We start from the raw sequence: 22,873 nt of genomic DNA, 5'->3' as shown, positions 1-22,873 counted from the left end.
CTCACGACTGCCAATATCGATACCCGCACAATGAGGGTGAATCACTTCAAATCGTTTCTGCTGCTTCTTGCGCGCCATGACAATTCCTCGCAGGATTGAAAGGCGCGCGGGGAGCACGGTGGCGAACGGATTCACTCTCTCATACGTGGTCACAGCTTGCTGTGCCTACAACGACTCCACGCCGATACCGTGCGGACCACTCTCCCTCTCGGGTGCGTACACACCAGTGATGGCTACGGTCTCTTTCCCCGCGCGCCCCCCAATCTTAGGTCGGACACTTGTTTGCTGCGCGACAGCGCAGCGTCGAAGACGCGGCGGGATCTCCCTCGCCACAAAAGCCAGCCAATAACAGGGCCTCCTCCCGTCAGAACAACCCCATCTGCCCACCCACCAACGTCGAGAAATCATCGTCCACGAACGGCAGGATCGCATCCGCCACCGGTTGCAGTTGTTTGCTCACGTAATGGTCGTAATCAATCGGCGCGCTGCGGATTTCCAGTGGCTCGGGGCCGGCGACGGTGATGACGTAGCTGATCCAGCCGCCATTCTGGTATTGCCGCGGACGCCCCTGGCGCTGGTTGAACTCATCGGCCAGCCGCGCAGCCCGCACATGGGGTGGGACGTTGCGTTCGTAGTCTTCCAGGGGCCGACGCAGACGCTTGCGGTAGACCAACCGATCATCGAACGCACCGGCCAGGGTCTGCTGCACATAATCGCGCACATAATCCTGATAGGGCTGGCGGTGGAAGATCCGCCCGTACAGCTCCTGCTGGAATTGCCGTGCCAGCGGCGACCAGTCGGTGCGCACGGTTTCCAGGCCCTTGTAGACGATTTCGTCGCTGCCGTCGGCACGGGTGACCAATCCGGCGTAGCGTTTCTTGCTGCCCTCCTCGGCGCCGCGGATAGTCGGCATCAGAAAGCGCTTGAAATGGGTTTCGAACTGCAGCTCCAACGCACTCTCCAGGCCGAACTCATCGCGCACCTGCTCACGCCACCATTGGTTGACGTGGGCGACCAACTCGCGACCGATCCTGGCCGCTTCCTCCTGGCCATGGGCACGACGCAGCCAGACGAACGTGGAGTCGGTATCGCCGTAGATCACCACATGGCCCTGGGCTTCGATCAACTGGCGGGTGCGCTGCATGATCTGGTGGCCGCGCAGGGTGATGGACGAGGCCAGGCGTGGATCGAAGAAGCGACAGCCGCTGGAACCGAGCACGCCATAAAAGGCGTTCATGATGATTTTCAATGCTTGGGACAGCGGCGCATTGTGCTCGCGCTTGGCGGTTTCCCGGCCCTCTGAGACCCGCGCCACGATGGCCGGCAGGCAATGGCGGGTACGGGAGAAACGCGCCCCGCGAAAGCCTGGCACCGACTCCTGGTCAGCCGGGTGGCGCAGCCCTTCGATCAAGCCCACCGGGTCGATCAGGAAAGTGCGGATGATCGATGGATACAGGCTCTTGTAGTCCAGCACCAGCACCGACTCGTAGAGCCCCGGCTTGGAGTCCATGACAAATCCACCCGGGCTGGCCTCGGGCGGACGCTGGCCGAGATTGGGGGCAACAAACCCCTGGCGGTGCATCAGCGGCATGTACAGGTGCGTGAAGGCCGCCACCGAACCGCCGCTGCGGTCCGCTGGCAGGCCGGTGACGCTGGCCCGCTCCAGGAGGAACTTGAGCAGTTCGGTCTTGGCGAAAATCCGCGTCACCAGCTCGCAGTCCTTGAGGTTATAGCGGGCCAAGGCCGGCTTGTCCTCGGCGAACATGCGGTTGATCTCGTCCATGCGCTGGTACGGGTTATCGATGGACTTGCCCTCCCCCAGCAGCGTCTGGGCGACGTTTTCCAGGCTGAACGAGGGAAAACTCCAGGTCGCCGAACGCAGGGACTCGATCCCGTCGATGATCAGCCGGCCAGCGGCCGAGGCGAAGAAGTGGTTGTTGCGCGCTCCGTGCTCGCGCCATTGCATCTCTTCCCCACCGCGCCCCAGGCGCAACGGCACCGCCAGGCGCCGGGCGTGTTCATGCAACACCCGCAGGTCGAACTGCACCAGGTTCCAGCCAATGATCGCGTCAGGGTCGAAACGGGCGAACCAATCGTTGAGTTTCTTCAGCAGCAGCGTGCGCGATTCGCAGTATTCCAGCTGGAAATCCACGCCGGTAGCGTCGCCATTGGCTGGCCCGAGCATGTAGACCTGGCGTTCGCCGCAGCCTTCCAGCGCGACGGAATACAATTCGCCCTGGGCAGTGGTTTCGATGTCCAGGGACACCAGGCGCAACGGTGGACGGTATTCGGGCGCCGGTTTCATCTGGACATCCACCAGCAAGCCATCGGCGGTTGGCGTACCGCCGAACCACACCGGGGCGGTGATGAAGCGCTCCATCAGGTAGCGCTCCGAAGGCCGGATGTCTGCTTCGAACACCTCCACGCCAGCGCGGCGCAAGGTGGTGTCCAGGCGCATCAGTTGGGCGTGTTGCTGGCAATACAGCCCCAGCACCGGACGATGCTCGAAATCCAGCAGGTCCAGGGGACGCAACTCAACGTCCTTCTCCCCTTGCAGCAGCGCTTCGGCCTGGCCGCGCTGGATCTGCGGCACGAAGGCCACCGACGTCTGCACCGGCAGGCGCACGCGCCGGGGACCGGCGTCGGTCGCCAGCCAGAACTCGACTTCGGTGCCGGCCGGGGTATCGCGCCAATGCCGGGTCAGGACGAAGCCCTGCTGTAAATCCACCGCTGCAACCTCGAATTTTGCGTAAGCGACGATTCTACCTGTGGCGAGGGGATTTATCCCCGCTGGGCTGCGAAGCAGTCCTGAAACCTGCCAGCGCGGTGTGTCAGGTCGATGACATCAGCTTATTGGGGCTGCTGCGCAGCCCAACGGGGATAAATCCCCTCGCCACAACAGCGCCCGGCCACAGAATGGGGGGTAATTTCCCGGGCAATGACGCTTTTGGACGACTGGCCGCCGCTTTACCGCTTGCTCTGCGCCGTTGGGTCTACGATGCTTTAACAATCAGCAAAACAACACCTGAGGCTCCCCCATGAAAACCGTCGCGCAGTTGCTCCGGCTAAAAGATGAAAAAAACCAGCAAGTGCACACCATCTCACCGGACGACATGGTATTGCAGGCCCTGATGCGCATGGCCGAGAAGAACGTCGGTGCCTTGCTGGTGGTGAAGAACGATGAAGTGCTGGGGATCATCAGCGAGCGCGACTATGCTCGCAAAATGGTCTTGCGCGGTCGCTCATCGGTGGGCACGAAGGTCAGTGACATCATGGTCTCCCCCGTGATCACCATCGACCCGCACCAGAACGTCGAGACCTGCCTGAGCATCATGACCGAAAAACATCTGCGGCATTTGCCAGTGGTAGAGGACGGCAAACTGGTCGGCCTGCTGTCCATCGGCGACCTGGTCAAGGAAGCCATCGCCGAGCAGGCCGATCTGATCAAACAACTGGAGCAATACATTCGCGGGGAATGATCCATTCGGTCGGGTTGCTCATTCTCAAGGCACTTCTATATTGAAGGGGTTGTTCCTGCGAGCATCCCGATGGCCGACACCGACCGACTGATCATTTGTGAACATTGCGATGCGGTATACGAGCCGGTGGTGCTCGCTGCGCACCAGAAAGCCTCGTGCGTGCGCTGCCACGCGGTGATCCAGCGCTACAACGGCCTGACCATCGAGCAACGCCTGGCCTTGAGCGTGACGGCGGCGGTGCTGTGGGCCTTCGCCAACATCTACCCGATCATGAGCATCCGCCTCCAGGGCCTGAGCAACAGCGCGACGTTATGGGACTCCATCGTGGCGCTGAACCAGGGGCCGATCGCCTTCATCGCCCTGGTGACAGCGGTGGCGATCATCATTGCACCGGCCTTTCAATTGGCGCTGCTGCTCTGGGTACTGGGCCATGCCTACCTAAAGCGGCGGGCGCCGGGGTTCAACCTGTGCATGCGCAGCCTGGAAACCCTGCGGCCCTGGAGCATGCTGGAGGTGTGCCTGCTGGGCGCGCTGGTGGCGGTGATCAAGCTCGCCGGCCTGCTGGACGTGCTCCCGGGCATCGGCCTGTTCGCCCTGGCGGCCTTGAGCCTGCTGATGATCCGCATTGCCGGGCGCGATGTCCGCGACCTTTGGGACAGCCTGTGAACGGCCAGCCGCTGGACACCCCGCCAGAGGCCCGCGACCTGGGCCTGTGCCTGTGCCACAGCTGTGGCCTGGCCTGCGACATGACCGACGAGCCCGAGACCTGCCCCCGCTGCGACGCCGCCCTGCATCGACGCAAACCCGACGCCATCACCCGCACCTGGGCCTACATGCTGGCCGCGCTGGTGTTCTACATCCCGGCCAACCTGCTACCGGTCATGAATACCCAGATGCTCGGTGAAGGCGCCGACAGCACCATCATCAGCGGCGTCATCGAGTTCTGGCAAAGCGGCGCCTGGGACATCGCCCTGATTATCTTCATCGCCAGCATTGCGGTGCCCGGCATCAAATTCGTGGTGCTGACCCTGTTGCTGGTGACCGCACAGCGGCGCAGCACCTGGGCCCAGGTCCAGCGGGCGAAGCTGTACCGGCTGGTGGAAGTCATCGGCTACTGGTCGATGCTCGATGTGCTGGTGGTGGCCCTGGTGGCGGCACTGGTCAAGTTCCAGGCATTGAGCGACATCGAACCACGACCGGGCATCCTGTTCTTCGGCCTCGTGGTGCTGTTCACCATGCTGTCGGCCATGAGTTTCGACCCCCGGCTGATCTGGGACACTCAACCATCCGAGGAGGTCATGGATGAAGTCGCAAGCCACTGACGGGCAGCAACCCGCGCCCGGCCGCGCCCACGTCACCACCCGCCGCTGGACGGTGTCGCTGGTGTGGATCGTGCCGATCATCGCGGTCCTGGTGGGGCTGTCCCTGGTAGTCCACAACTGGCTGCAGGAAGGCCCGACCATCACCATCACCTTCAAGACCGGCCAGGGCCTGACCGCCAACAAGACCCAGGTGAAATATCGCAACGTGGTCATCGGCCAGGTCACCGACGTGCAACTGAGCGAGGACCAGAAGAACGTCACCGCCACGGTCAAGCTCGCCAAGACTGCCGACACCTTCACTCATGAAGATTCGGTGTTCTGGGTCGTACGGCCACGCATCGGGGCCGGCGGTATTTCGGGGATCGACACCTTGCTGTCGGGGGATTTCATTGGGGCCGACGCCGGTCAGTCGAAAGTGCGCGCCAAGTCCTTCACGGGCCTGGAGAACCCGCCGCCCATCACCTACGGCGAACCAGGCAAGCGCTTCACCCTGCACTCCCAGGACCTCGGTTCACTGGACATCGGCTCGCCGGTGTACCTGCGCAAGATCCCGGTGGGCCAAGTCGTGTCCTACGCCCTGGACGCCAACGGCAAAGGCGTCAACATCGACGTGTTCATCAACGCGCCCAACGATGTGTATGTCACCGAAAACACCCGGTTCTGGAACGTCAGCGGCGTGGATGTGAACGTTGGCGCCAATGGTTTCGCGGTCAAGACCGAATCACTCTCGGCCCTGCTGCTGGGCGGCATCGCGTTTCGTGCGCCGGAGTACAGCCCCAACGACGTCCCCGCCAGCGAGGACAAGACCTACGAGCTGTTTGCCGACCAGCAGAGCGCCCTCGCCCCGCCCGATGGCAAGGGCCAATACCTGGCCCTGCGTTTCGACCAGGCCCTGCGCGGGTTACGCGTCGGTGCGCCGGTGGAGTTCCTCGGCGTGGAAGTCGGCAGGGTGGTGGCCATCAACCTCGATTTCGATGAGAAGCAACGCAGCTTTCCGGTTAACGTCGGCGTGGTGATCTACCCTCAGCGCCTGGGCAAGGCCCATGAAAAACTGCTCAAGTCGCTCAACCACGACCCCGAAGACGAAGCCGCCAGTGCCCGCCTGATGGGCAGCTTCGTCGAGCGCGGCCTACGCGCCCAGGCCCGCAGCGGCAACCTGCTGACCGGGCAGTTGTACATCTCGCTGGACTTCTACCCCAAGGCTGAAAAAGTCGCCTTCGATCCCAGCGCCCGCCCCGTGCGAATCCCGACCCTCCCGGGCAGTCTCCAGCAATTGCAGGAACAACTGCAGACGATGATCGAGCGGATCAACAAACTGCCACTGGAGAGCATTGCCGGCAACCTGGATGGCAACCTGGTGGAGCTGCGCAAAGGCCTGGCCCAGTTCAACAGCAAGACCCTGCCGGGCGTGCAAAGCACTTTGCAAGACGTCAGCAAGACCCTGCAATCGGCTAACTCGACCCTGGCCGAAGATTCACCGCAGCGCGAACAACTGACCCAGACCCTGGACGACCTGGGGCGCATGTCGCGCTCGCTGCGCGAACTGTCGGACTACCTGAGCCGCCATCCCGAATCGCTGCTTCGCGGCCGTCCCAAGGACGCACCGGCGCAGAACCTCACATTGCCGGTGAAAGAATGATCACAGGAGCCCGCCTCATGCCACTGACGCTGAAACTCACCCTGGTTGCCGCGGCATTGCTGCTCGGCGCCTGCCGCAGCGATCCGATCCACTACCACACGTTGAGCCCGGCCCAACCGGCAGGCCAATCGCGCTCCAGCGTGGATATCCAGATCGAACAGGTCAGTGTCCCACCCCAGGTGGATCGCACCCAGATGGTCATTCGCCAAGGCAACAGCGGGTTGGCGATCATGGAAACCGAATGGTGGGGCGCCAGCCTGGCCGATGAACTGCACAGCAGCCTGGACGAACAACTGAGCAACCCGGGCGCCCCCAAATCATTGCTGCGGGTAGAGGTGCAACGCTTTGACTCGATCCCTGGCCGCTATGCCCGCATGGATGTGCAATGGCGACTGCGCAACCTGGGCAACGACGCCCGCCCCATCACGTGCCGCAGCAGCCTGCAAACGCCGGCGGGCATCAGTATCGACGAGCTGGTGACGGCGCATCAGGAAAATGTCCGGCAATTTGCCGGCCTTGTCGAGCAGGCGGCTGCACGCAAGGCGTGTCCTTGATTCACTCAGGCCAATGCAGCGACAGCACCGGCGCAACATGCGGATGGTGGTCAATTCGCTCCAACAGGTCATGGAACGCTGGACGGGCGCTCAGCATCGCCTCCCGCGTATTTCTCCACTTGGTGATCACGGCCGCCAGGATATCCAGCGCTCCGGGTTCGTCACCGCCTAGAAAAGGTCGGGCCGGGAACTGGTCGGCAAACAGCGCCCAATTGCGATACAGCCGTTGCTGCGTGCCGGATATCAATCGCTGTCGAGTCGCTTCGTCCGCCTCGTCCAGCCAGCGTTCCGGAAAATCGATAATGCCGATGGGCGTGTAGCAATTGGCCGCGATATAGACCAGGCCCCGTATGGCCTGGGCACGCTGGGCCGGGTCTTGCGGGAGCAGCTTCGATTCTGGAAAGGTCAACCCGAGGTGAATCAGGATCGCCGCCGCTTCAGTCAGCACCGAACCGTCCGGCAACTGCAGGGTCGGTACCTGCTTCAGAGGATTGAGTGCCTCAAGCTCTTTCGCTGCATCGTTGTCTTGCGTCGAATAGGCGTCAACCCGCCTATAAGCCACCTCACAGAGACACAGGGCAACCTCCACCGCCGAAGAGCCGGATTGCCTGCAACCGAATAACCGATACATGAACGTACCTCCTGCGTAAGCATTATGCCGGTAGAGCCCGCGAGCCCATCAGTGTTCCATCGAGCTGACCGGTAGCGGGCCAACGAGGTATCACTGCCATCGATGTTCACCATCATGTCAATGAAGTTCTCTTGATGATCGCCCGGGACAACAATGGCCCCACACAAACCACTGCACCCCCGGAGCACACCATCATGAAACGCCAAGTCATCCTCAGCCTCGCTTTCTCTGTATTGGCCGCCAACGTATTTGCCGCTTCCTCCCAACCGGTCGTCGCCGAAGGCGGTTCTGATCGCCTGATCGAAAACCGCGTCGCTGAAGGCGGTGCCGATCGTCTGCTGGAACGTCGTGTCGCCGAAGGTGGCTCTGATCGCCTGATCGAAAACCGCGTTGCTGAAGGCGGTGCCGATCGTCTGCTGGAACGTCGTGTCGCCGAAGGTGGCTCCGATCGCCTGATCGAAAACCGCGTATGAGTTGCTTGACCGCAATGCCTGGAAATATCGCAAATCATGTGCAACACACCCCGTGGCGAGGGAGCTTGCTCCCGCTCGGGCGCGCAGCGGCCGCAACCTTCACGCAGTCGCTGCGCAGGTCACCCGACACACCGCTCCAGAACACTCCTAAACCAACCCCACAGTAAAAGCCCGGCCTCATCCGCCGGGCTTTTTCATGCCTCAACGCCTGGCTAGCGCCCCGCTGCCCGCGCCATGCATCGCTGATAACGCTCATCCACCCGCTTGGCAAACCATGCCGTGGTCAGCTTGCGCGTGATTTTCGGGCTCTTGAGCACGATCCCCGGCAATACCGCCCGAGGCAACGCCTTGCCCTCGGCCTTGTCAGCCAGTTCGAACACACGCTTGTAGAGCTTGCTGTCCTCGAACGCCAGGCTGTCACCCAGCTCCAGTTGATCGCGGATGGTCGGGTTGCGCATTCCCAGCGACTTGCCCAGCGTGCGCACCGCCAGTTCCGTGCTGCCTGGCATGATGGAATCGTGGGCGATCAGATCGCCGTCCAGCGCCAGGGAAATGCCCGAGGCTACACTCACCGCATGCTGGAAAGCTGCGTTGCGGCTGGCGTACCACCCGGCATTGAAATCGGCAAAACGATACAACGGCTCGGTGTAGCTCACCGGATAGCCCAGTAAATGCGCGATGCCGAAATACATCCCGCCACGACGACTGAACACTTCGCGACGAATCGAGCCCTCCACCGCGTAGGGATAATTGCGCGCATTGGCCTGGGCAAACGCGATGCTGACCTGCATCGGCCCCCCCGTGTGCACCGGATTGAACCCGCCAAACAGTGTCTTGCCCAACGGAACCATGCCGATGAAATCATCGAAAATCCCGCTCAGCTCCTTCTCGCTGCGCGCCGCATTGAGCCGATCGCTGTAGCTTTTGCCGTTGGGCGAACGCACCTGGAGTGCGCCACTGACCAACAGCTCCGGAATGTGCACCTTCGCCGCACGGCGGTTGATCTCCTGACGAGCGATCTTGCCCAGCCCCGGCACTGGCGGATCGGATTGGAACGTCGACTCCTGTTCGGTCACCGCCAGGACAGCACAGATGTTCTGCGTCGTAGAGGGAATCTGCTGGGCCGCAAAGGCCACGTAGATGTCAGTCGCCCAGCCTTCGCGATCCGCAGTCTTGGCCGGCAACAACTGCACAATCTGCTTCTTGACCTCAGCGGGCTGACGCTCAGGCTCCTGCGCCTGACGGCTGCCGCAACCGGCCAAGGCCAGCAGCGCAGCAAGGCTGATCATCAATCGGTTGAATTGCATGGTGCTCCATCGGGTTCGTTATTCCGGAGCAACCATACGATCAAAAGTGGATGCGGGCTATGCCCAATGTGGGAGCTTGCTCGCGAAGGCGGTGGCACGGGCCCCACTGATGCAAGTCGAGATCAGATCCCGCTCAGCGCCAGGTCCATGGCGAAGTAGGTGAAGATCAGGTCTGCCCCCGCCCGCTTGATTGCGCCAAGGCTCTCGCGTATCACGCGGCCCTCGTCGATGGCGCCAGCCTGGGCGGCGAACTTGATCATCGCGTATTCGCCACTGACCTGATAAGCCGACAGCGGCAGGTTCGAAGCCTGGCGAATGTCGCGGATGATATCGAGGTAAGCACCGGCCGGCTTGACCATCAGTGCATCGGCACCTTCCTGCTCGTCGAGCAAGGATTCGCGCAGCGCTTCGCGGCGGTTCATCGGGTTCATCTGGTAGCTCTTGCGGTCACCTTTCAACGCGCTACCGCCGGCCTCGCGGAACGGGCCATAGAGTGCCGAGGCGAACTTGGTGGAATAGGCCATGATTGCCGTCTGGCTGAAACCGGCTTCATCCAGGGCCCGGCGAATGGCCTGGACCTGCCCGTCCATGGCCGCCGATGGCGCGATCACATCGGCACCGGCGCGGGCCGCCGCCACCGCTTGCTTGCCCAGGTTGACCAGGGTCCGGTCGTTGTCCACTTCATCGCCGTGGAGCACACCGCAGTGACCATGATCGGTGTACTCACAGAAGCAGGTGTCGGACATCACGACCATCTCCGGCACCGCGTCCTTGCAGATCCCGGCCATGCGCGACACCAGGCCTCGCTCGCTCCAGGTATCGCTGCCATCGTTGTCCAGGTGATGGGACACACCAAAGGTCATCACCGATTTGATGCCGGCACGGGCATAGCGCTCGATCTCGCCGGCCAGTTTCGATTCTGGGATGCGCACCACACCGGGCATGCTCTTGATCGGCACAAAATCATCGATTTCTTCTTCGACAAAAATCGGCAGCACCAGGTCGTTCAAGGTGAACTCGGTTTCCTGGAACAGGCTGCGCAGGCTTGCATTGCGACGCAGACGGCGTGGACGTGCTTCGGGGAACTGGCTGGACATGGGACTCCTGGGGCAAATAGGTGCGCGATCACAGGGGGCAAAGCTTATGCCCTGGTCGGCCAGGGCACAAATACCGGCTGGAAAATAGCGTGTTACCAGCCGGGCAATAATCGCCTCACACGGTCAGCGAGCCATTGATGCACGTCACCACCGCGCCGCCAATCCAGACGTCATCGCCCAATTGCTCGACATGAATGCGCCCTGCCCGGCCCATCGTCAGCCCCTGGCTGACCACATAGGATGTCGGCGCCAAGCCCTTGGCCAGCATCCATTGCGCGAGCCCGGCGTTCAGGCTGCCCGTGGCGGGATCCTCCGGCATGCCATCACCGGCGATGAAGCCTCGCACTTCAAAGTGCGCTTCATCGCCATCCACGGCCCGATCCCAAGGTGCGATCACGCCCACCGCCAGATCCAGCAACTGAGGGTAATCGGGGTCGAGCGCCAGGACCTGTTGGCGATCCTTGAGCATCAAGGCCAGCCAGCCGGCACCGTTATCGACCCATTGCGCCTCGACAATCGCCTCGGCTGCGAGCCCCAACCCCTTGCGCACCCGCTCCAGCAGGTCGGCCTCCAGCGGACCGGACTTGAGCAAGGGCGGCGCGAGGAATGCCAAGCCATGATCACTGCGGCGAATCCTGACCAGGCCGACGCCACATTCCTGCACGATCTCCTGCCCTTTGGGCACGCCTCCGGCTTCCAGCCAGGCGTGACAACTGCCCAGGGTCGGATGCCCGGCAAACGGCAACTCGGTCGAGGTGGTGAAAATACGCACCCGGTAATCGGCTTCCGGGTGCTGTGGCGTCAACACGAAGGTGGTTTCGCTGAGGTTGGTCCAATTGGCAAAAGCAGCCATGCGCGCGTCACTGAGCCCATCGGCCCCCAGCACCACCGCCAGCGGATTGCCCTTGAGTGGCACGTCGCTGAACACATCCAGTTGCTTGTAATCGAATCGGCGAGTCGTCGGGTGACTCATTCCGGAATCTTCAGCCCGCGCGCCACTGCCGGTCGCGCCAGGAAGCGCTCCAGTACCCGCATTACATTGGGGAAATCCTGGATACCAACCAAATCACCGGCCTCGTAAAAGCCGATCAAGTTGCGCACCCAGGGGAACGTGGCGATATCAGCGATGGTGTAGCGCTCGCCCATGATCCAGTCGCGCCCTTGCAGACGGCCATCGAGCACCTTGAGCAGGCGTTTGCTTTCCTCGACGTAGCGATCGCGTGGCCGCTTGTCCTCGTAGTCCTTGCCGGCAAGCTTGTTGAAGAACCCCAACTGCCCGAACATCGGCCCGATGCCCCCCATCTGGAACATCAGCCACTGGATCGTCTCGTAGCGCGCCGCCGACTCCTGGGCCAGCAACTGCCCGCTCTTGTCCGCCAGATAAATCAGGATCGCCCCCGACTCGAACAACGCCAATGGCTGGTCGCCCGGCCCATGGGGATCGAGAATCGCCGGGATCTTGTTGTTGGGGTTCAGGGAAAGGAACTCGGGCGATAGCTGGTCGTTGCTGGCGAAGTCCACTTTGTGGGGCTCGTACGGCAGGCCGATCTCTTCCAGCATGATCGAGACCTTCACGCCGTTGGGGGTGGGCAGGGAGTAGAGCTGGATCCACTCCGGGTACTGGGCAGGCCATTTCTCGGTGATGGGGAATGGGGTCAAGTCGGGCATGGGGTCGGCTCGGAAATGAAGGAAAGCCCGAGGATAATCCAAGATGTACGGGACGGCATCACTGCCCGTCACGGAATTCACATCGGCCCTTCTTAAATCCGCAACATCCTGTCGCTAACATTCGCCCTACCTCCCCACAGGAGGCCTTACAGTGCACCGGGACCAGCCAGGATCGAACCAAAGGGCTTGAAGAGACTCTGAGCAATGCCCCCGAGGATTCAACGCGGCGTAACGACAGGGAAAACACCCGAGGCCAGCCGCTTCGCGGTGCCAGGGTTTGTCAGCCTGACTCAAGAGTGCTGAAGAATAACTATTCGATGATGAACCCACTGAATTTCGCCAGACGCTTCAAACACCGCTCGTGGCTGCTGCTGCCGACGCTGCTTGTGGTCTGTGGCCTGGGGTTGGCGCTGGAATCCAGCATCAGCCGCGCCCAACCAGCCGACGGCGTGCAGACCCTGGTGTTCCTGCGTCATGCCGAGAAACCCGCCGGTGGCCTGGGCCAGCTCAACTGCCAGGGTCTCAACCGCGCCATCGACCTGGCCACCCTGTTGCCGGAAAAATTCGGTAAGGCCGACTACGTGTTCGCGGCCAACCCGACCCGCAATGTCGAAGAGGGTGAGCTGGACAACTCCTATAGCTATATTCGCCCGCTGATGACCATCAGCCCCAGCGCCATCAAGCTCGGGTTGCCGGTGAACATCAATTATTCGGCCAACGACACCAGCGACCTGGCTGAGGAACTGCTGCACGACAAGTACCACAACGCCACCATCTATACCGCCTGGTCCCATGGCTACCTGCCGGAGCTGATCAACAAGGTCGCCGCAGAGGCGGTGGGCAAGAAGCAAACCATTACCGAAGACTGGGCATCGGGAGACTTCGACTCCCTGTATGTGCTGACCCTCACCTGGCACAACGGCAAGGCCAGCCTCACCAGCCAGAGCTACAAGCAAGGCTTGGACAATGGCAAGCAAGCCTGTCCGACCTGATCATCAGTGTGGGAGCTTGCTCGCTCCCACAGGTCACCCTCCCCGGGCCGCCCGCTCCCGCAGATATTCCAGCACCGCTGCCTGCTCTCCCGAGAACTCGATCCGCAGCCCCTTCTTTTCCCGTTGGAACACGTACATCGGGTCGTAATACTCACGCAGCAGGCCCTCGATCCAACCGCGATGCAAATCGACGGCACCGCTGTGGGCCTGCTCGGCCAGGGCGGTTTCCAGGATGTCCTTCAAGCGCCGATGACGGTCACCGCCCAGGCGCTTGTGGATGTTGTCCAGGCTTGCCAGCAATCGCTCGGAAAACAGTGGGAAACCTTCGTCGCCATGTACGGCGACAAATTCAGCGCACAGGTCGATGACGTAATCCTGCAGGATCCGCTCGACCCGATGCTCCAGGCTGTCTTCCAGCCAGACCATCGGAACCTGCTGCATGCGCTGGTACAAAGGCAGCGGCAAGGCGCAACTGCCGACCGCACGGCTCTCATCCTCGAGCACGAATTGTTCGATGCCGCTGGCGCGTTTTTTCAGTACGTCCACGGCCAGGCGGTTTTCAAAATCGATGTTGGAAGGCTGGCCGGTGGCGCGTTTGCCGAAGCTGGAACCGCGGTGGTTGGCATAACCTTCCAGATCCAGGCTGTTGCTCAGTTGAGCCAGCGCTTCGGTCTTGCCGGTGCCGGTCATGCCGCCCAGCAGCACCAGGTCGCACTGGGCAACCGCCTGTTCGACCGTGTCCAGCAAAAAGCTGCGCATGGCCTTGTAGCCACCGCCGACCCTGGGGTAATCAATGCCCGCTTCGTCCTTGAGCCACTGCTGGACGATCTGCGAACGCAAGCCGCCGCGAAAGCAATACAGCACACCGTCGGGATGGGTCTTGGCGAACTCGGCCCAGGCCTGGATGCGTTCGGCCTTGATTTCACCGGACACCAACTGATGCCCCAGGACAATGGCCGCCTGCTGCCCCTGCTGTTTGTAGCAGGTGCCGACGCGTTGCCGTTCGCTGTCGGTCATCAACGGCAGATTGACCACGCCAGGGAACGCCCCCTTGATGAACTCGACCGGGGCGCGTGTGTCCATCATCGGCCGGTCATTGAGGAAGATCTCGCGGTAATCGGTGATGTCATGGCTCATCAAGACACCTCGACCGCATAACCCTGTCGCTCGACCAGTTCGCCGATAGGTTCCAGCGCCAGCCCGAGTTCAGCGGCAACCCGCAGGAACTCACTTTCGCCTTCCGGGGTGACGGCAATCAGCAGGCCGCCGCTGGTCTGTGGGTCACACAGCACGCGCTTGTGCAGTTCCTGGAGCCGACCGACCTTGCTGGCGTAGCTGTCGTAGTTGCGCAGCGTACCGCCCGGCACACACCCCTGGTCGAGGTAGTATTCGACACCCGGCAGGCGTGGCACCGCGTCATAGCGGATGCGCGCGGTCAGTTGGCTGCCGTCGGCCATTTCCACCAGGTGACCGAGCAGGCCGAAACCGGTGACGTCGGTCATCGCCGTCACACCGTCGAGCTTGCCGAAGCGGCTGCCAGGTTTGTTGAGGGTACACATCCAGTCACGGGCCAGGCCGACGTCGGCGGCGCGCAGCTTGCCTTTCTTTTCCGCCGTGGTGAGGATGCCGATGCCCAGGGGCTTGGTCAGGTACAGGCGGCAACCGGCGGTGGCCGTGTCGTTGCGTTTCATATGGCGCTTTTGCACCAGGCCTGTGACCGCCAGGCCGAAAATCGGCTCAGGCGCGTCGATCGAATGCCCGCCGGCCAGGGGAATACCGGCCTCGTCGCACACGGAGCGACCGCCGCGAATCACTTCCCGAGCAATTTCCGGGGCCAATACGTTGACTGGCCAACCGAGAATCGCAATGGCCATCAGCGGGTCACCGCCCATGGCGTAGATATCGCTGATGGCATTGGTGGCAGCGATGCGACCGAAATCGAAAGGATCATCGACAATCGGCATGAAAAAATCGGTGGTCGAGACCACCCCGCGCTCCTCGTCGATGGCGTATACCGCAGCATCGTCCCGGGACGCATTGCCGACCCACAAATTGGGATCAAGGTTCTGCGCACCGCTGCCGGCCAGGATCACTTCCAGTACCTGGGGCGAAATCTTGCAGCCGCAACCGGCACCGTGGCTGTACTGGGTCAGGCGAATCGGCTCGCTCATGGGCATACCTCTGGTCAGTCAAGATGGCTGATTCTATCAGCAACGCCACCGCCTCAGTGCCGCGTCGATCACAGGCTCCTGCAACACGTTGGTGCCTCTTCACTCGACGCTGCCGAATTCGGTGCACCTAGCCTGACCAACACGACAGGAAAAAAGCCTGAACCCCATGTATTTCAAGCCAATGCAAAAAATTGGTACGACATGTGCAAACGTTTGCGCAATCGATCCTGCCCAGCGGATCGATGGTTTTTCTTCAACCACGGAACCCGGGCTTCGGCCCGCACGAACAAGGACTTTCCATGCACTGCACTTCCCGGTGTCGCGCTACACCCGGCACATTGGCAGCCGCCCTGCTACTGACCGCCGTTACCGGACTACTCAGCACCACGACCCAAGCCCAGACCGCCGAGGCGTCCGCCCAGGGCGAAGCCCTCAGCCCGGAGGCCACCCCCTCGAAAAAAGGCGCCTACCTGTCGGACTGGTACAACCAGGACCTGACGCTCATCGGCAGCAAGGACATCAGCTTCGGTCCGCAACCGGTCGACGATGTCTATCTGGAATATGAATACTTCGGACGCAAAGGGCCCTTCGAGCTCTATGGCTACGTCGACATTCCAAAGATTCTCAACATTGGCAACAGCCACGACAAAGGGGTGTGGGACCACGGCTCCCCCGTGTTCATGGAGCACGAACCGCGTATTTCCATCGACTACCTGGCCGGCCGCAGCCTGGCCATCGGGCCGTTCAAGGAATGGTATGTGGCGTTCGACTGGATCTACGATCACGGCAGCAACAGCGCCAATCGCGCGAACACCTTGTACAGCGGGCTGGGCACCGACATCGACACCCACTCGAGGGTCAACCTGTCGGCCAACTTCTATGGCCGTTATCAATGGGAAAACTATGGCGCCAGCAATGAATATTCCTGGGACGGCTACCGCGCCCAACTCAAGTACATCGTGCCGATCAGCCAGTTCAGCAACGGCGCATCCCTGACTTACATTGGTTTCACCAACTTCGACTTCGGTTCGGACCTGCACAAGGACAACCCCGCCCGCACCGCCAACGCGACGGTCGCCACCAACGTGTTGCTGTATTCGTTCACGCACCTGCGCTTTACGCTGGTGGGCCGTTACTTCCACAACGGCGGCAACTGGCAGGACGGCAGTGAGCTTAACTTTGGCGACGGCAACTTCCGCGCCCGCTCCGATGGCTGGGGATACTACGCCGGGGTTGGCTATCAATTCTGAGCAAGCCGTAGAAGCACCACTTCGAATCCATGGAGGTCACGAATACATGATCAATCGCCTGTCTATTTCAATCGGCCTGGCCTGCACGGCTCTGTTCTGCTCGACCGCCGGGGCCGCACCGCCGCTTCAACCCAAAGTGATGTTGATCACGATGTTCGCTCCTGAAGCGCAGAACTGGATCGATCGCCTCGAACTCAAGACTGAAATCCGCGTGCCGGGACTTTCCGCCGAATACCCGACGATCCGCTGCAATGCCGAACGGGTCTGCCTGCTGATCACCGGCATGGGCCAGACCAACGCGGCGGCTTCGACCCTGGCCCTGGCGCTCTCCCCGACCGTCGACCTGCGCAAAAGCTATTTCCTGGTAGCCGGGATCGCCGGCATCAACCCGCACCACGGCACGCTTGGCACAACCGCCTGGGCCCATTACCTGGTGGAGTTCGGCACCCAATGGGAGTTGGATTCGCGGGATGTGCCCAAGGACTGGCCTACCGGTTACCTGGGTATCAACACCAAGGGGCCGAACGAAAAGCCGCCGCTGGACTACAAGACGGAAGTCTTCGAACTCAACCCGGCCCTGCAAGCCAAGGCCTTTGCCCTCAGCCAGAAGGTGACCTTGGCGGAAAGCAAGGAATCGGCGGCCTGGCGCTTGAAGTATCCGTACGCCCCGGCCAACCAGCCGCCGGTGGTGACCCGCTGCGACACCCTGGCCGGTAACACCTGGTTCTCCGGTACGCGCCTGAGCGAGCGCGCCGAAGTCTGGACGCGCCTGCTCACCGACAACAAAGGTGTCTACTGCACCACCCAACAGGAAGACAATTCCACCTACGAGGCCTTGCTCCGCGCCAGCCGCGAAGGTCGGGTGGACATCAACCGGCTGGCCGTGCTGCGGGCCGGGTCCGATTTCGACCGCCCCGAGCCCGGCGGCAACGAAGTGGACAACCTGCTCAAATACGCCGACCAGGGCGCGTTCGTCCCGGCGTTGGAAAACCTGTTTCGCACCGGCAACCCTCTGGTGCAGGACATTGTGAAGAACTGGTCGGTGTGGAAGGACGGCGTGCCTGGCCTCTGACCCTTCAGGGCCTGGACCCTTTGTGGCGAGGGGATTTATCCCCGCTGGGTCGCGAAGCGGCCCCAAGTCTGCCCCGCCGGATGACCGGGGCTCAGGACCGCTTCGCGTTCCAACGGGGATAAATCCCCTCGCCACAGGGAACCGTTGAGCGCCGGAGGTTGAGCCGTTCTCAACGGCTCATCCAATGGAATTTTCCATCCTGGGCGGGATCATTTGAACATCAACCGCGCCTACCCAGGAGAACGCCGATGTCCCTCGATCCTGCCGACAGCACCCATCTTGATTACGGCCTCGACACGCTGTTTGGTCGTGACACCAAAAGTGTCGATTGCACGTTCGACGTCAAGCGCCTCGATGACGGCGAACCGCCCTGGTTCGCGCTGCACGTACGACCACCACTGCCGGCGGATCTGGATAAGGCCCAGATCGTGGTGTTCAACGCCGAAGGCCGACGCATCAGCGCTATTGTCCGGCGAACCGAGCGCCTGGCCGACGACAGCCTGCAATTGGACGTGGAACCCGACTGAGTGCTCCAGGCCGGGTTCCCACGGTGATCGAGCGGGTCCTTACGTATGTCGCGAAGTACTCAGTCGAACTTGACCAGGTTCAGCACCGGCAGCGGGCTGCCATGGAAAGCCTCGCCAACCTCGAATGCTTTGTCCGCAGCGCCGAAACCGGCAGTTTTTCGGCGGGCATTTCGAAAACCGCCCGGTCGACCTGATCGCCGAAGGTTTCGACGCGGCCATCGGAGGCGGCTTCGCACTGACGCCCGGGGTGGTATCGCGCCCCCTGGCGCCCGCTCACCTGATTGCCGTCGCCAGCCCAGCCTACCTGGCCGAACGCGCCCTGCCCCGGCAACCCGAAGACCTGGCCGGCCTGGACAACATCGTGCTGCGGGCCAGCCGTACTGGCCGGGTACGCCAGACCGTGTTGCGCAACGCCGCCGGGCGCGAATCCGCCGTGCAACTGAACGAGTCCATGATCTTCAATGACCCCGTTGCCATGCGTGAGGCCGCCTTGCTGGGCCTGGGCGTGGCCCTGCTGGTGGTGCCCGACGCCCTGCCCTGGCTGGAGCGCGGCGAACTGGTGCGGCTGTTACCGGATTGGTATGTGGACCTGGGGGTGATCTCGCTCTACTACCCCTGCCGCACGCTGATGCCGGCCAAGACCCGCGCCTTTATCGATTTCATCACCGAGCACTTCGAGCGCGAGGCGTTGGCCCGGCGCTTCAGTGCCGGAGCGGTTTGAGCGCCCGGATGAGGGTGCCGATCAAGCGCGCTCCGCCCCCGGCACCGCAATGACCGGCCCATTCGCCACGGGCGCTGGAGTCAGGCACGGCGCCCATGGGATGATCGGCCTCCAAGTGCGACCACCGTGGAGAGTTTCAATGTCATTGCTGAGTAAACAAGGCGCCGTCCTGTTGCTGGGGGCCATCGCCGCCCTGGTCGTATTATCCGCCCAAGCGGCCCCGGCCAAACCTGCCGGCGATGCACCGGCGCAGAAAGTGTCGATGCTCGGCGGCAAGTTCACCTTCACCTTGCCCAAGGGCTTCACGACGACGCCGCTACCCGCAGGTGAAGTGACCCAGGGCACCGCTGGGGCGACAGGGACGATGTACAGCAATGCCACCAGCCGGACCGTTGTGATTGCCGCTGAGAACACCATCGTCAACGGTACGACTGTGAAGGACGACGATGGTGCATTCCTCGACACCACCATGGCCGACTTCGCCGCCCAACGCATCAAAGCCCTGCCGGACGCCAAGATCCTCAGCGAAAAAAGCCTGACCCAAAAAGGTACCGGCCTGGGTCTGCGTCAGCTCGACACCAGCGCGACCCAGGGCGGCGGGCCAACCCTCGACACCACGTTGCTAGGCGCCTCAGGCACGCGCATGGCGGTGGTGCAAATCATCTCCCGGGCCAGCGACAAGGCCGGTCATGAAGCGTTGGTGAAGCAGATCGCCAACGGTAAGTAATAAGCTCCCGCAGGGATCTATTTCCCACAGGGTTCTATTTTGGTCAGGGATTGAGCCGCTCCAGCCAGGCCCGCAGGTCCTGTACTTCCAGGGCGCTGATGCTGTGGCCGACACCCGGGTAGGCATGGAATTCCGGTTCCAGCGCCAGGGTCTTCAGGAAGCTGTTGGCCTCAGTGCCATCGTGGTAGGGAATGATCGGGTCTGCCGTGCCATGGCCGATGAATACCGCCAGTGTCCGGCGCGGTTCATCGGGGGTCAGTTCCGCCCGCAGCACCGACAGGACCCGCCCACCCATTGCGGCAATACCGCCAACGGCTTCGGGATGTCGCAGGGCCACTTCGTAGCTCATCATCGCGCCCTGGCTGAACCCGACCAGGTAGACCTTGCTCGGATCGGTCGAGTACTTGGCCCGCGCCTTGTCGATGAAGTCCAGCAGCACCTGGCCGCTGGCCTTCAAGTCCGAGGTGTCACCGTCGTAGGCACCGTCGCCCTGTTTCGCGAACCACTGATAACGGTCCTGCTCCATACTCTTCGGCGCCCGCACCGAGAGGTAGTTGTAATCGCGCGGCAACTCGTCCTTGAGTGCGAACAGGTCCTGTTCGTTGCTGCCGGAACCGTGCAGGAAAATCACCAGCGGTCGGTTCCGAGCCTGCTCATCGACTTGGGCCAGGTAGTTGAGCGGCAAGTCCGTGTGCAGCGAGGGTTGGGCCTGCAACCCGGACGAGACCAGCAATAGAAACAGGGCGAGCGCTTTGAACATCGATCTTCCTCCATCGTTCGATAGCCGCACGACAAGAAGCGTGCGGTGAGGTAGACAGTACTTATCAGTCGTTGATCAATTTCCCCGTTCGAATCGGCTCACGCCCGGCGACTTTTGCCTGCCAGATACCCGGCTGGGTGTAGCGCCCGCGGTCCAGGGCAAACAGCACACCACTGGTGCCGGCCCGCACGACGGTGACCCGATCATTCAACGGGTCGACCACTTCGAACAGCGGATCGCCGCGCTCCACCCATTCACCGGCCTCACGCAGAAAGCTCACCACGCCATGGTGCGGCGCGAACAGGTATTGAGTGCCTTCGAACGGAAAGCCTTCACAACATTGCGCCGGCGCGGGCGGCCAATTCCCGCCAATGAAACCTTGCTCAGCCAGGAATCCGAGAATGGCTTCACAATTGGCCTGGGCCTGTTCCACGCGGGTGTCCCCCATGCTGCCCAGCTCCAGCGTCGTCGCCAGGTTCGCCGCAGGGATCGCCGCCGCAGGAAAGGCTTTGGCCAGGCGCAACCAGGGTGAGGAGCAGGACTCATCGAACGAACTGCCACCGGAATCTTCACTCAGCAACGCCACCCCGGCCTTCAGGCGTGCGGCCAGGGAGCGCCATTGCGGCCACTGTTGCGGCAAGGCGTACAAGTGGATCGCAGCCTCGAAATCGCAATGCAGGTCCAGGGTGATGTCGGCGTCGCAGGCATGGCGCAGCAGCAGGCGATGCAGCGCTTCAAGTTGCGAAGGCGGTGCCGGCAGGTCCTCGAGAACCTGGGCCATGGTCTGGCGGATCAAGGTGATATTGGCGGCCGGGTCGTCACCCAGGCGATCACCGATGCGTTGCGCCACCGGCGCACTGAGCTCCACGAAAGAGCGGTTGAAATTCTTGCCACTGCCCAACTCGAAACGCCCCATGTGAGCGCTTTGCAGATGTTGATCCAGGCCGATGGGATTGGCCACCGGCACCAGCTCGATCACCCCTTTGAGCAGGCCTTGCGCCTCGAGGTCGTTGAGCCGCCGCTTCAGCTCCCAGGCAGTGCGCATGCCCGGCAGTTCGTCGGCGTGCAGACTGGCCTGGATATAAGCCTTGCGCGGGCCATGGCCGTAACGAAACACACTGAGCCGGCGCTCAGTGCCCAGGTGGCTCCATGGCAGGGTATGGTCGATGCGTTGCATGAAACCTCCGAATGACTAGGCGTGGAGCTGTCGAGTGCAACGAGGCTGCGATCTTTGCTCAGGCCCTTGAGCCTCAAAAAGATCGCAGCCTTCGGCAGCGCCTACCGATTAATGCCCGTAGACATCAAAGGCGAAGTATTTGTCCTGCACTTTCTTGTACGTGCCATTGGCGCGGATTTCGCTGATGGCGGCATTGAATTTATCGGCCAGGGCCTTATCGCCCTTGCGCACCGCGATGCCGGCGCCACCGCCGAAATATTTCGCGTCTTCATAGGTCGGGCCCACGAAGGCAAAGCCTTTGCCGGCATCGGTCTTCAGGAAACCGTCGTCAAGGTTGACCGAGTCGGCCAGCATGGCGTCGAGACGACCGGCGACCATGTCCAGGTTGGCTTCCTGCTGGGAGCCGTAGCGCACCAGGTTGATCCCGGCAGGCACCAGCACTTCGGTGGCGAAACGGTCGTGGGTGCTGGCACGCAGCACACCGACTTTCTTGCCCTTGAGCTCGGTCAGCGGGTCCTTGACCTCGGAGCCTTCCTTCATCACGAACCGCGCCGGGGTGTGGTAGTACTTGATGGTGAAATCGACGTTTTTCTTGCGATCGTCGGTGATGGTCATGGACGACAGGATCGCATCGATCTTCTTCACTTTCAGCGCGGGGATCAGGCCATCGAACTCCTGCTCGACCCAGGTGCACTTGACCTTCATCTGCTCGCAGAGGGCGTCGCCGATATCGACATCGAAGCCGGTCAACTTGCCGTCGGGGGTTTTCATCGAAAAAGGCGGATAACCGGCTTCGATCCCGAGACGGATCGGCTTGGCGTCTTCGGCCACGGCCGACAGGGACAATACGGACAGTGCCAGGGCACCGAACATGGCTAGTTTCTTCATTTTCGCTCCTGAGTGTGCAGGGGTTTTTATTGGCAGTTATTGGCAGATTCGTAGGCAGCGTTCGGTCAGCGAGGCACCGAAGTGGGCGGGAGTCTAGAGGGGTGCTCAGCAGGGGAATTGTGTTGAGGCGACAAATAGTTACGAAAACAGCTTGATTTGTGTGTATATCCGTTGCTGCGGTAACGGCCACTTAGGGTTCCGCCCTGACGGCGGGTCACTTTCGAAAAGCGCGAAAGTAACCAAAGCGCTTCTGCCCCACCACTCGGTGCCTCGCCTAGGCTCGGCATACCCTCACTCCGGCATTGCTCCGTGGGCCGCCGCGAAGGGCCATCCATGGCCCAGCGCGGCTAACCCGGCATCCATGCCGGGTTGCCCACTGCGCAATGCCTGCGTTCGGCCATCGTGGTTAACGGGGCGC

21 protein-coding genes and 2 pseudogenes are annotated in these 22,873 nt (G+C 62.0%); 12 read left to right on the top strand and 11 right to left on the bottom strand.

What is annotated here, in order from left to right; all coding sequences use genetic code 11:
• Positions 1-364: 364 nt before the first annotated feature.
• A complete protein-coding gene (locus BT116_RS28820) occupies positions 365-2,728 on the bottom strand; it encodes a DNA polymerase II (protein WP_072349037.1) in 2,364 nt (787 codons plus the stop codon).
• A 310-nt stretch (positions 2,729-3,038) separates the two neighbouring features.
• On the opposite strand from BT116_RS28820, the gene BT116_RS28815 reads away from it, so the two are divergent.
• The 5 genes from BT116_RS28815 (at position 3,039) to BT116_RS28795 (ending at position 6,994) form a co-directional block, all read left to right on the top strand.
• Positions 3,039-3,479: a CBS domain-containing protein gene (locus tag BT116_RS28815; protein WP_072349035.1), complete on the top strand. Its 441-nt coding sequence runs from the start codon at positions 3,039-3,041 to the stop codon at positions 3,477-3,479.
• 69 nt (positions 3,480-3,548) lie between these two features.
• Positions 3,549-4,145: a paraquat-inducible protein A gene (locus BT116_RS28810; protein ID WP_072349033.1), complete on the top strand. Its 597-nt coding sequence runs from the start codon at positions 3,549-3,551 to the stop codon at positions 4,143-4,145.
• Between the two features lie 11 nt (positions 4,146-4,156).
• A complete protein-coding gene (locus BT116_RS28805; protein WP_063325133.1) occupies positions 4,157-4,801 on the top strand; it encodes a paraquat-inducible protein A in 645 nt (214 codons plus the stop codon).
• Positions 4,782-6,440, top strand: a complete 1,659-nt coding sequence (locus BT116_RS28800; protein ID WP_072349032.1) for a PqiB family protein — start codon at positions 4,782-4,784, stop codon at positions 6,438-6,440. The genes BT116_RS28805 and BT116_RS28800 overlap by 20 nt, the downstream gene beginning before the upstream one ends.
• A 17-nt stretch (positions 6,441-6,457) precedes the next feature.
• Positions 6,458-6,994, top strand: a complete 537-nt coding sequence (locus BT116_RS28795; RefSeq protein WP_072349030.1) for a PqiC family protein — start codon at positions 6,458-6,460, stop codon at positions 6,992-6,994.
• Position 6,995: 1 nt separating this feature from the next.
• Here the strand turns inward: BT116_RS28795 and BT116_RS28790 are convergent, their stop codons facing one another.
• Positions 6,996-7,625, bottom strand: coding sequence for a glutathione S-transferase family protein (locus BT116_RS28790; RefSeq protein WP_072349028.1), 630 nt, complete (start codon positions 7,623-7,625; stop codon positions 6,996-6,998).
• A gap of 194 nt (positions 7,626-7,819) precedes the next feature.
• On the opposite strand from BT116_RS28790, the pseudogene BT116_RS28785 reads away from it, so the two are divergent.
• Positions 7,820-8,095, top strand: a pseudogene (locus BT116_RS28785) (phage infection protein); the annotation flags it as partial.
• Positions 8,096-8,310: 215 nt separating this feature from the next.
• On the opposite strand, the gene BT116_RS28780 reads toward BT116_RS28785, so the two are convergent.
• The 4 genes from BT116_RS28780 to BT116_RS28765 all read right to left on the bottom strand — a co-directional run bounded on the left by BT116_RS28780 (position 8,311) and on the right by BT116_RS28765 (position 12,170).
• A complete protein-coding gene (locus BT116_RS28780) occupies positions 8,311-9,405 on the bottom strand; it encodes a DUF1615 domain-containing protein (RefSeq protein ID WP_072349026.1) in 1,095 nt (364 codons plus the stop codon).
• 122 nt (positions 9,406-9,527) lie between these two features.
• Positions 9,528-10,502 (bottom strand): porphobilinogen synthase, encoded by a 975-nt coding sequence (gene hemB / locus BT116_RS28775; protein WP_063322069.1) that lies wholly within the window; start codon positions 10,500-10,502, stop codon positions 9,528-9,530.
• Positions 10,503-10,617: 115 nt separating this feature from the next.
• Positions 10,618-11,475, bottom strand: coding sequence for a PhzF family phenazine biosynthesis protein (locus BT116_RS28770; protein WP_072349024.1), 858 nt, complete (start codon positions 11,473-11,475; stop codon positions 10,618-10,620).
• Complete coding sequence (locus tag BT116_RS28765) at positions 11,472-12,170, bottom strand: glutathione binding-like protein (RefSeq protein WP_072349022.1); 699 nt, start codon at positions 12,168-12,170, stop codon at positions 11,472-11,474. Before BT116_RS28765 ends, BT116_RS28770 begins: the two co-directional genes overlap by 4 nt.
• 317 nt (positions 12,171-12,487) lie before the next feature.
• On the opposite strand from BT116_RS28765, the gene BT116_RS28760 reads away from it, so the two are divergent.
• Positions 12,488-13,162, top strand: coding sequence for a histidine phosphatase family protein (locus tag BT116_RS28760; protein WP_072349020.1), 675 nt, complete (start codon positions 12,488-12,490; stop codon positions 13,160-13,162).
• A gap of 33 nt (positions 13,163-13,195) precedes the next feature.
• On the opposite strand, the gene mnmH is transcribed toward BT116_RS28760, so the two are convergent.
• Both mnmH and selD read right to left on the bottom strand, forming a co-directional pair.
• Positions 13,196-14,299: a tRNA 2-selenouridine(34) synthase MnmH gene (gene mnmH, locus BT116_RS28755; protein WP_072349018.1), complete on the bottom strand. Its 1,104-nt coding sequence runs from the start codon at positions 14,297-14,299 to the stop codon at positions 13,196-13,198.
• Positions 14,299-15,333, bottom strand: coding sequence for a selenide, water dikinase SelD (gene selD / locus BT116_RS28750; RefSeq protein WP_072349016.1), 1,035 nt, complete (start codon positions 15,331-15,333; stop codon positions 14,299-14,301). Before selD ends, mnmH begins: the two co-directional genes overlap by 1 nt.
• Before the next feature lie 299 nt (positions 15,334-15,632).
• Between selD and BT116_RS28745 the strand changes: the two genes are divergently transcribed.
• The 5 genes and pseudogenes from BT116_RS28745 to BT116_RS28725 all read left to right on the top strand — a co-directional run bounded on the left by BT116_RS28745 (position 15,633) and on the right by BT116_RS28725 (position 19,630).
• Positions 15,633-16,583: a nucleoside-specific channel-forming protein Tsx gene (locus tag BT116_RS28745; RefSeq protein ID WP_072349014.1), complete on the top strand. Its 951-nt coding sequence runs from the start codon at positions 15,633-15,635 to the stop codon at positions 16,581-16,583.
• Between the two features lie 46 nt (positions 16,584-16,629).
• A complete protein-coding gene (locus tag BT116_RS28740; protein WP_072349012.1) occupies positions 16,630-17,655 on the top strand; it encodes a purine-nucleoside phosphorylase in 1,026 nt (341 codons plus the stop codon).
• Positions 17,656-17,903: 248 nt separating this feature from the next.
• On the top strand, positions 17,904-18,182 hold the full coding sequence (locus BT116_RS28735; RefSeq protein ID WP_072349011.1) for a hypothetical protein: 279 nt from the start codon (positions 17,904-17,906) through the stop codon (positions 18,180-18,182).
• Between the two features lie 166 nt (positions 18,183-18,348).
• Positions 18,349-18,903: pseudogene (locus BT116_RS28730) on the top strand (substrate binding domain-containing protein); the annotation flags it as partial.
• Positions 18,904-19,042: 139 nt separating this feature from the next.
• On the top strand, positions 19,043-19,630 hold the full coding sequence (locus BT116_RS28725) for a DcrB/PsbP domain-containing protein (protein WP_072349009.1): 588 nt from the start codon (positions 19,043-19,045) through the stop codon (positions 19,628-19,630).
• A 43-nt stretch (positions 19,631-19,673) separates the two neighbouring features.
• On the opposite strand, the gene BT116_RS28720 is transcribed toward BT116_RS28725, so the two are convergent.
• The 3 genes from BT116_RS28720 to BT116_RS28710 all read right to left on the bottom strand — a co-directional run bounded on the left by BT116_RS28720 (position 19,674) and on the right by BT116_RS28710 (position 22,455).
• Positions 19,674-20,390, bottom strand: a complete 717-nt coding sequence (locus BT116_RS28720) for an alpha/beta hydrolase (protein ID WP_072349008.1) — start codon at positions 20,388-20,390, stop codon at positions 19,674-19,676.
• A 64-nt stretch (positions 20,391-20,454) separates the two neighbouring features.
• Positions 20,455-21,567: a M14 family metallopeptidase gene (locus BT116_RS28715; RefSeq protein WP_072349006.1), complete on the bottom strand. Its 1,113-nt coding sequence runs from the start codon at positions 21,565-21,567 to the stop codon at positions 20,455-20,457.
• A gap of 108 nt (positions 21,568-21,675) precedes the next feature.
• Positions 21,676-22,455: an ABC transporter substrate-binding protein gene (locus tag BT116_RS28710; protein WP_014339257.1), complete on the bottom strand. Its 780-nt coding sequence runs from the start codon at positions 22,453-22,455 to the stop codon at positions 21,676-21,678.
• Between the last annotated feature and the right edge of the window lie 418 nt (positions 22,456-22,873).

The sequence above is a fragment of the Pseudomonas sp. NFACC16-2 genome, from assembly GCF_900119205.1.
Taxonomy (GTDB): domain Bacteria; phylum Pseudomonadota; class Gammaproteobacteria; order Pseudomonadales; family Pseudomonadaceae; genus Aquipseudomonas; species Aquipseudomonas fluorescens_Q.
Note: the sequence above shows the minus strand (reverse complement) of the source record. Positions and strands in the feature narration are given on the sequence as shown.

What these genes read in the sequence shown, in the direction of transcription:
- BT116_RS28810 (WP_072349033.1), top strand. Translation starts at nt 3,549, where the DNA reads ATGGCCGACACCGACCGACTGATCATTTGTGAACATTGCGATGCGGTA.
- BT116_RS28780 (WP_072349026.1), bottom strand. Translation starts at nt 9,405, where the DNA reads ATGCAATTCAACCGATTGATGATCAGCCTTGCTGCGCTGCTGGCCTTG.
- BT116_RS28790 (WP_072349028.1), bottom strand. Translation starts at nt 7,625, where the DNA reads ATGTATCGGTTATTCGGTTGCAGGCAATCCGGCTCTTCGGCGGTGGAG.
- BT116_RS28740 (WP_072349012.1), top strand. Translation starts at nt 16,630, where the DNA reads ATGATCAATCGCCTGTCTATTTCAATCGGCCTGGCCTGCACGGCTCTG.
- BT116_RS28725 (WP_072349009.1), top strand. Translation starts at nt 19,043, where the DNA reads ATGTCATTGCTGAGTAAACAAGGCGCCGTCCTGTTGCTGGGGGCCATC.
- selD (WP_072349016.1), bottom strand. Translation starts at nt 15,333, where the DNA reads ATGAGCGAGCCGATTCGCCTGACCCAGTACAGCCACGGTGCCGGTTGC.
- BT116_RS28765 (WP_072349022.1), bottom strand. Translation starts at nt 12,170, where the DNA reads ATGCCCGACTTGACCCCATTCCCCATCACCGAGAAATGGCCTGCCCAG.
- BT116_RS28795 (WP_072349030.1), top strand. Translation starts at nt 6,458, where the DNA reads ATGCCACTGACGCTGAAACTCACCCTGGTTGCCGCGGCATTGCTGCTC.
- BT116_RS28715 (WP_072349006.1), bottom strand. Translation starts at nt 21,567, where the DNA reads ATGCAACGCATCGACCATACCCTGCCATGGAGCCACCTGGGCACTGAG.
- mnmH (WP_072349018.1), bottom strand. Translation starts at nt 14,299, where the DNA reads ATGAGCCATGACATCACCGATTACCGCGAGATCTTCCTCAATGACCGG.
- BT116_RS28770 (WP_072349024.1), bottom strand. Translation starts at nt 11,475, where the DNA reads ATGAGTCACCCGACGACTCGCCGATTCGATTACAAGCAACTGGATGTG.
- BT116_RS28815 (WP_072349035.1), top strand. Translation starts at nt 3,039, where the DNA reads ATGAAAACCGTCGCGCAGTTGCTCCGGCTAAAAGATGAAAAAAACCAG.
- BT116_RS28720 (WP_072349008.1), bottom strand. Translation starts at nt 20,390, where the DNA reads ATGTTCAAAGCGCTCGCCCTGTTTCTATTGCTGGTCTCGTCCGGGTTG.
- BT116_RS28735 (WP_072349011.1), top strand. Translation starts at nt 17,904, where the DNA reads ATGTCCCTCGATCCTGCCGACAGCACCCATCTTGATTACGGCCTCGAC.
- BT116_RS28800 (WP_072349032.1), top strand. Translation starts at nt 4,782, where the DNA reads ATGAAGTCGCAAGCCACTGACGGGCAGCAACCCGCGCCCGGCCGCGCC.
- hemB (WP_063322069.1), bottom strand. Translation starts at nt 10,502, where the DNA reads ATGTCCAGCCAGTTCCCCGAAGCACGTCCACGCCGTCTGCGTCGCAAT.
- BT116_RS28745 (WP_072349014.1), top strand. Translation starts at nt 15,633, where the DNA reads ATGCACTGCACTTCCCGGTGTCGCGCTACACCCGGCACATTGGCAGCC.
- BT116_RS28710 (WP_014339257.1), bottom strand. Translation starts at nt 22,455, where the DNA reads ATGAAGAAACTAGCCATGTTCGGTGCCCTGGCACTGTCCGTATTGTCC.
- BT116_RS28760 (WP_072349020.1), top strand. Translation starts at nt 12,488, where the DNA reads ATGATGAACCCACTGAATTTCGCCAGACGCTTCAAACACCGCTCGTGG.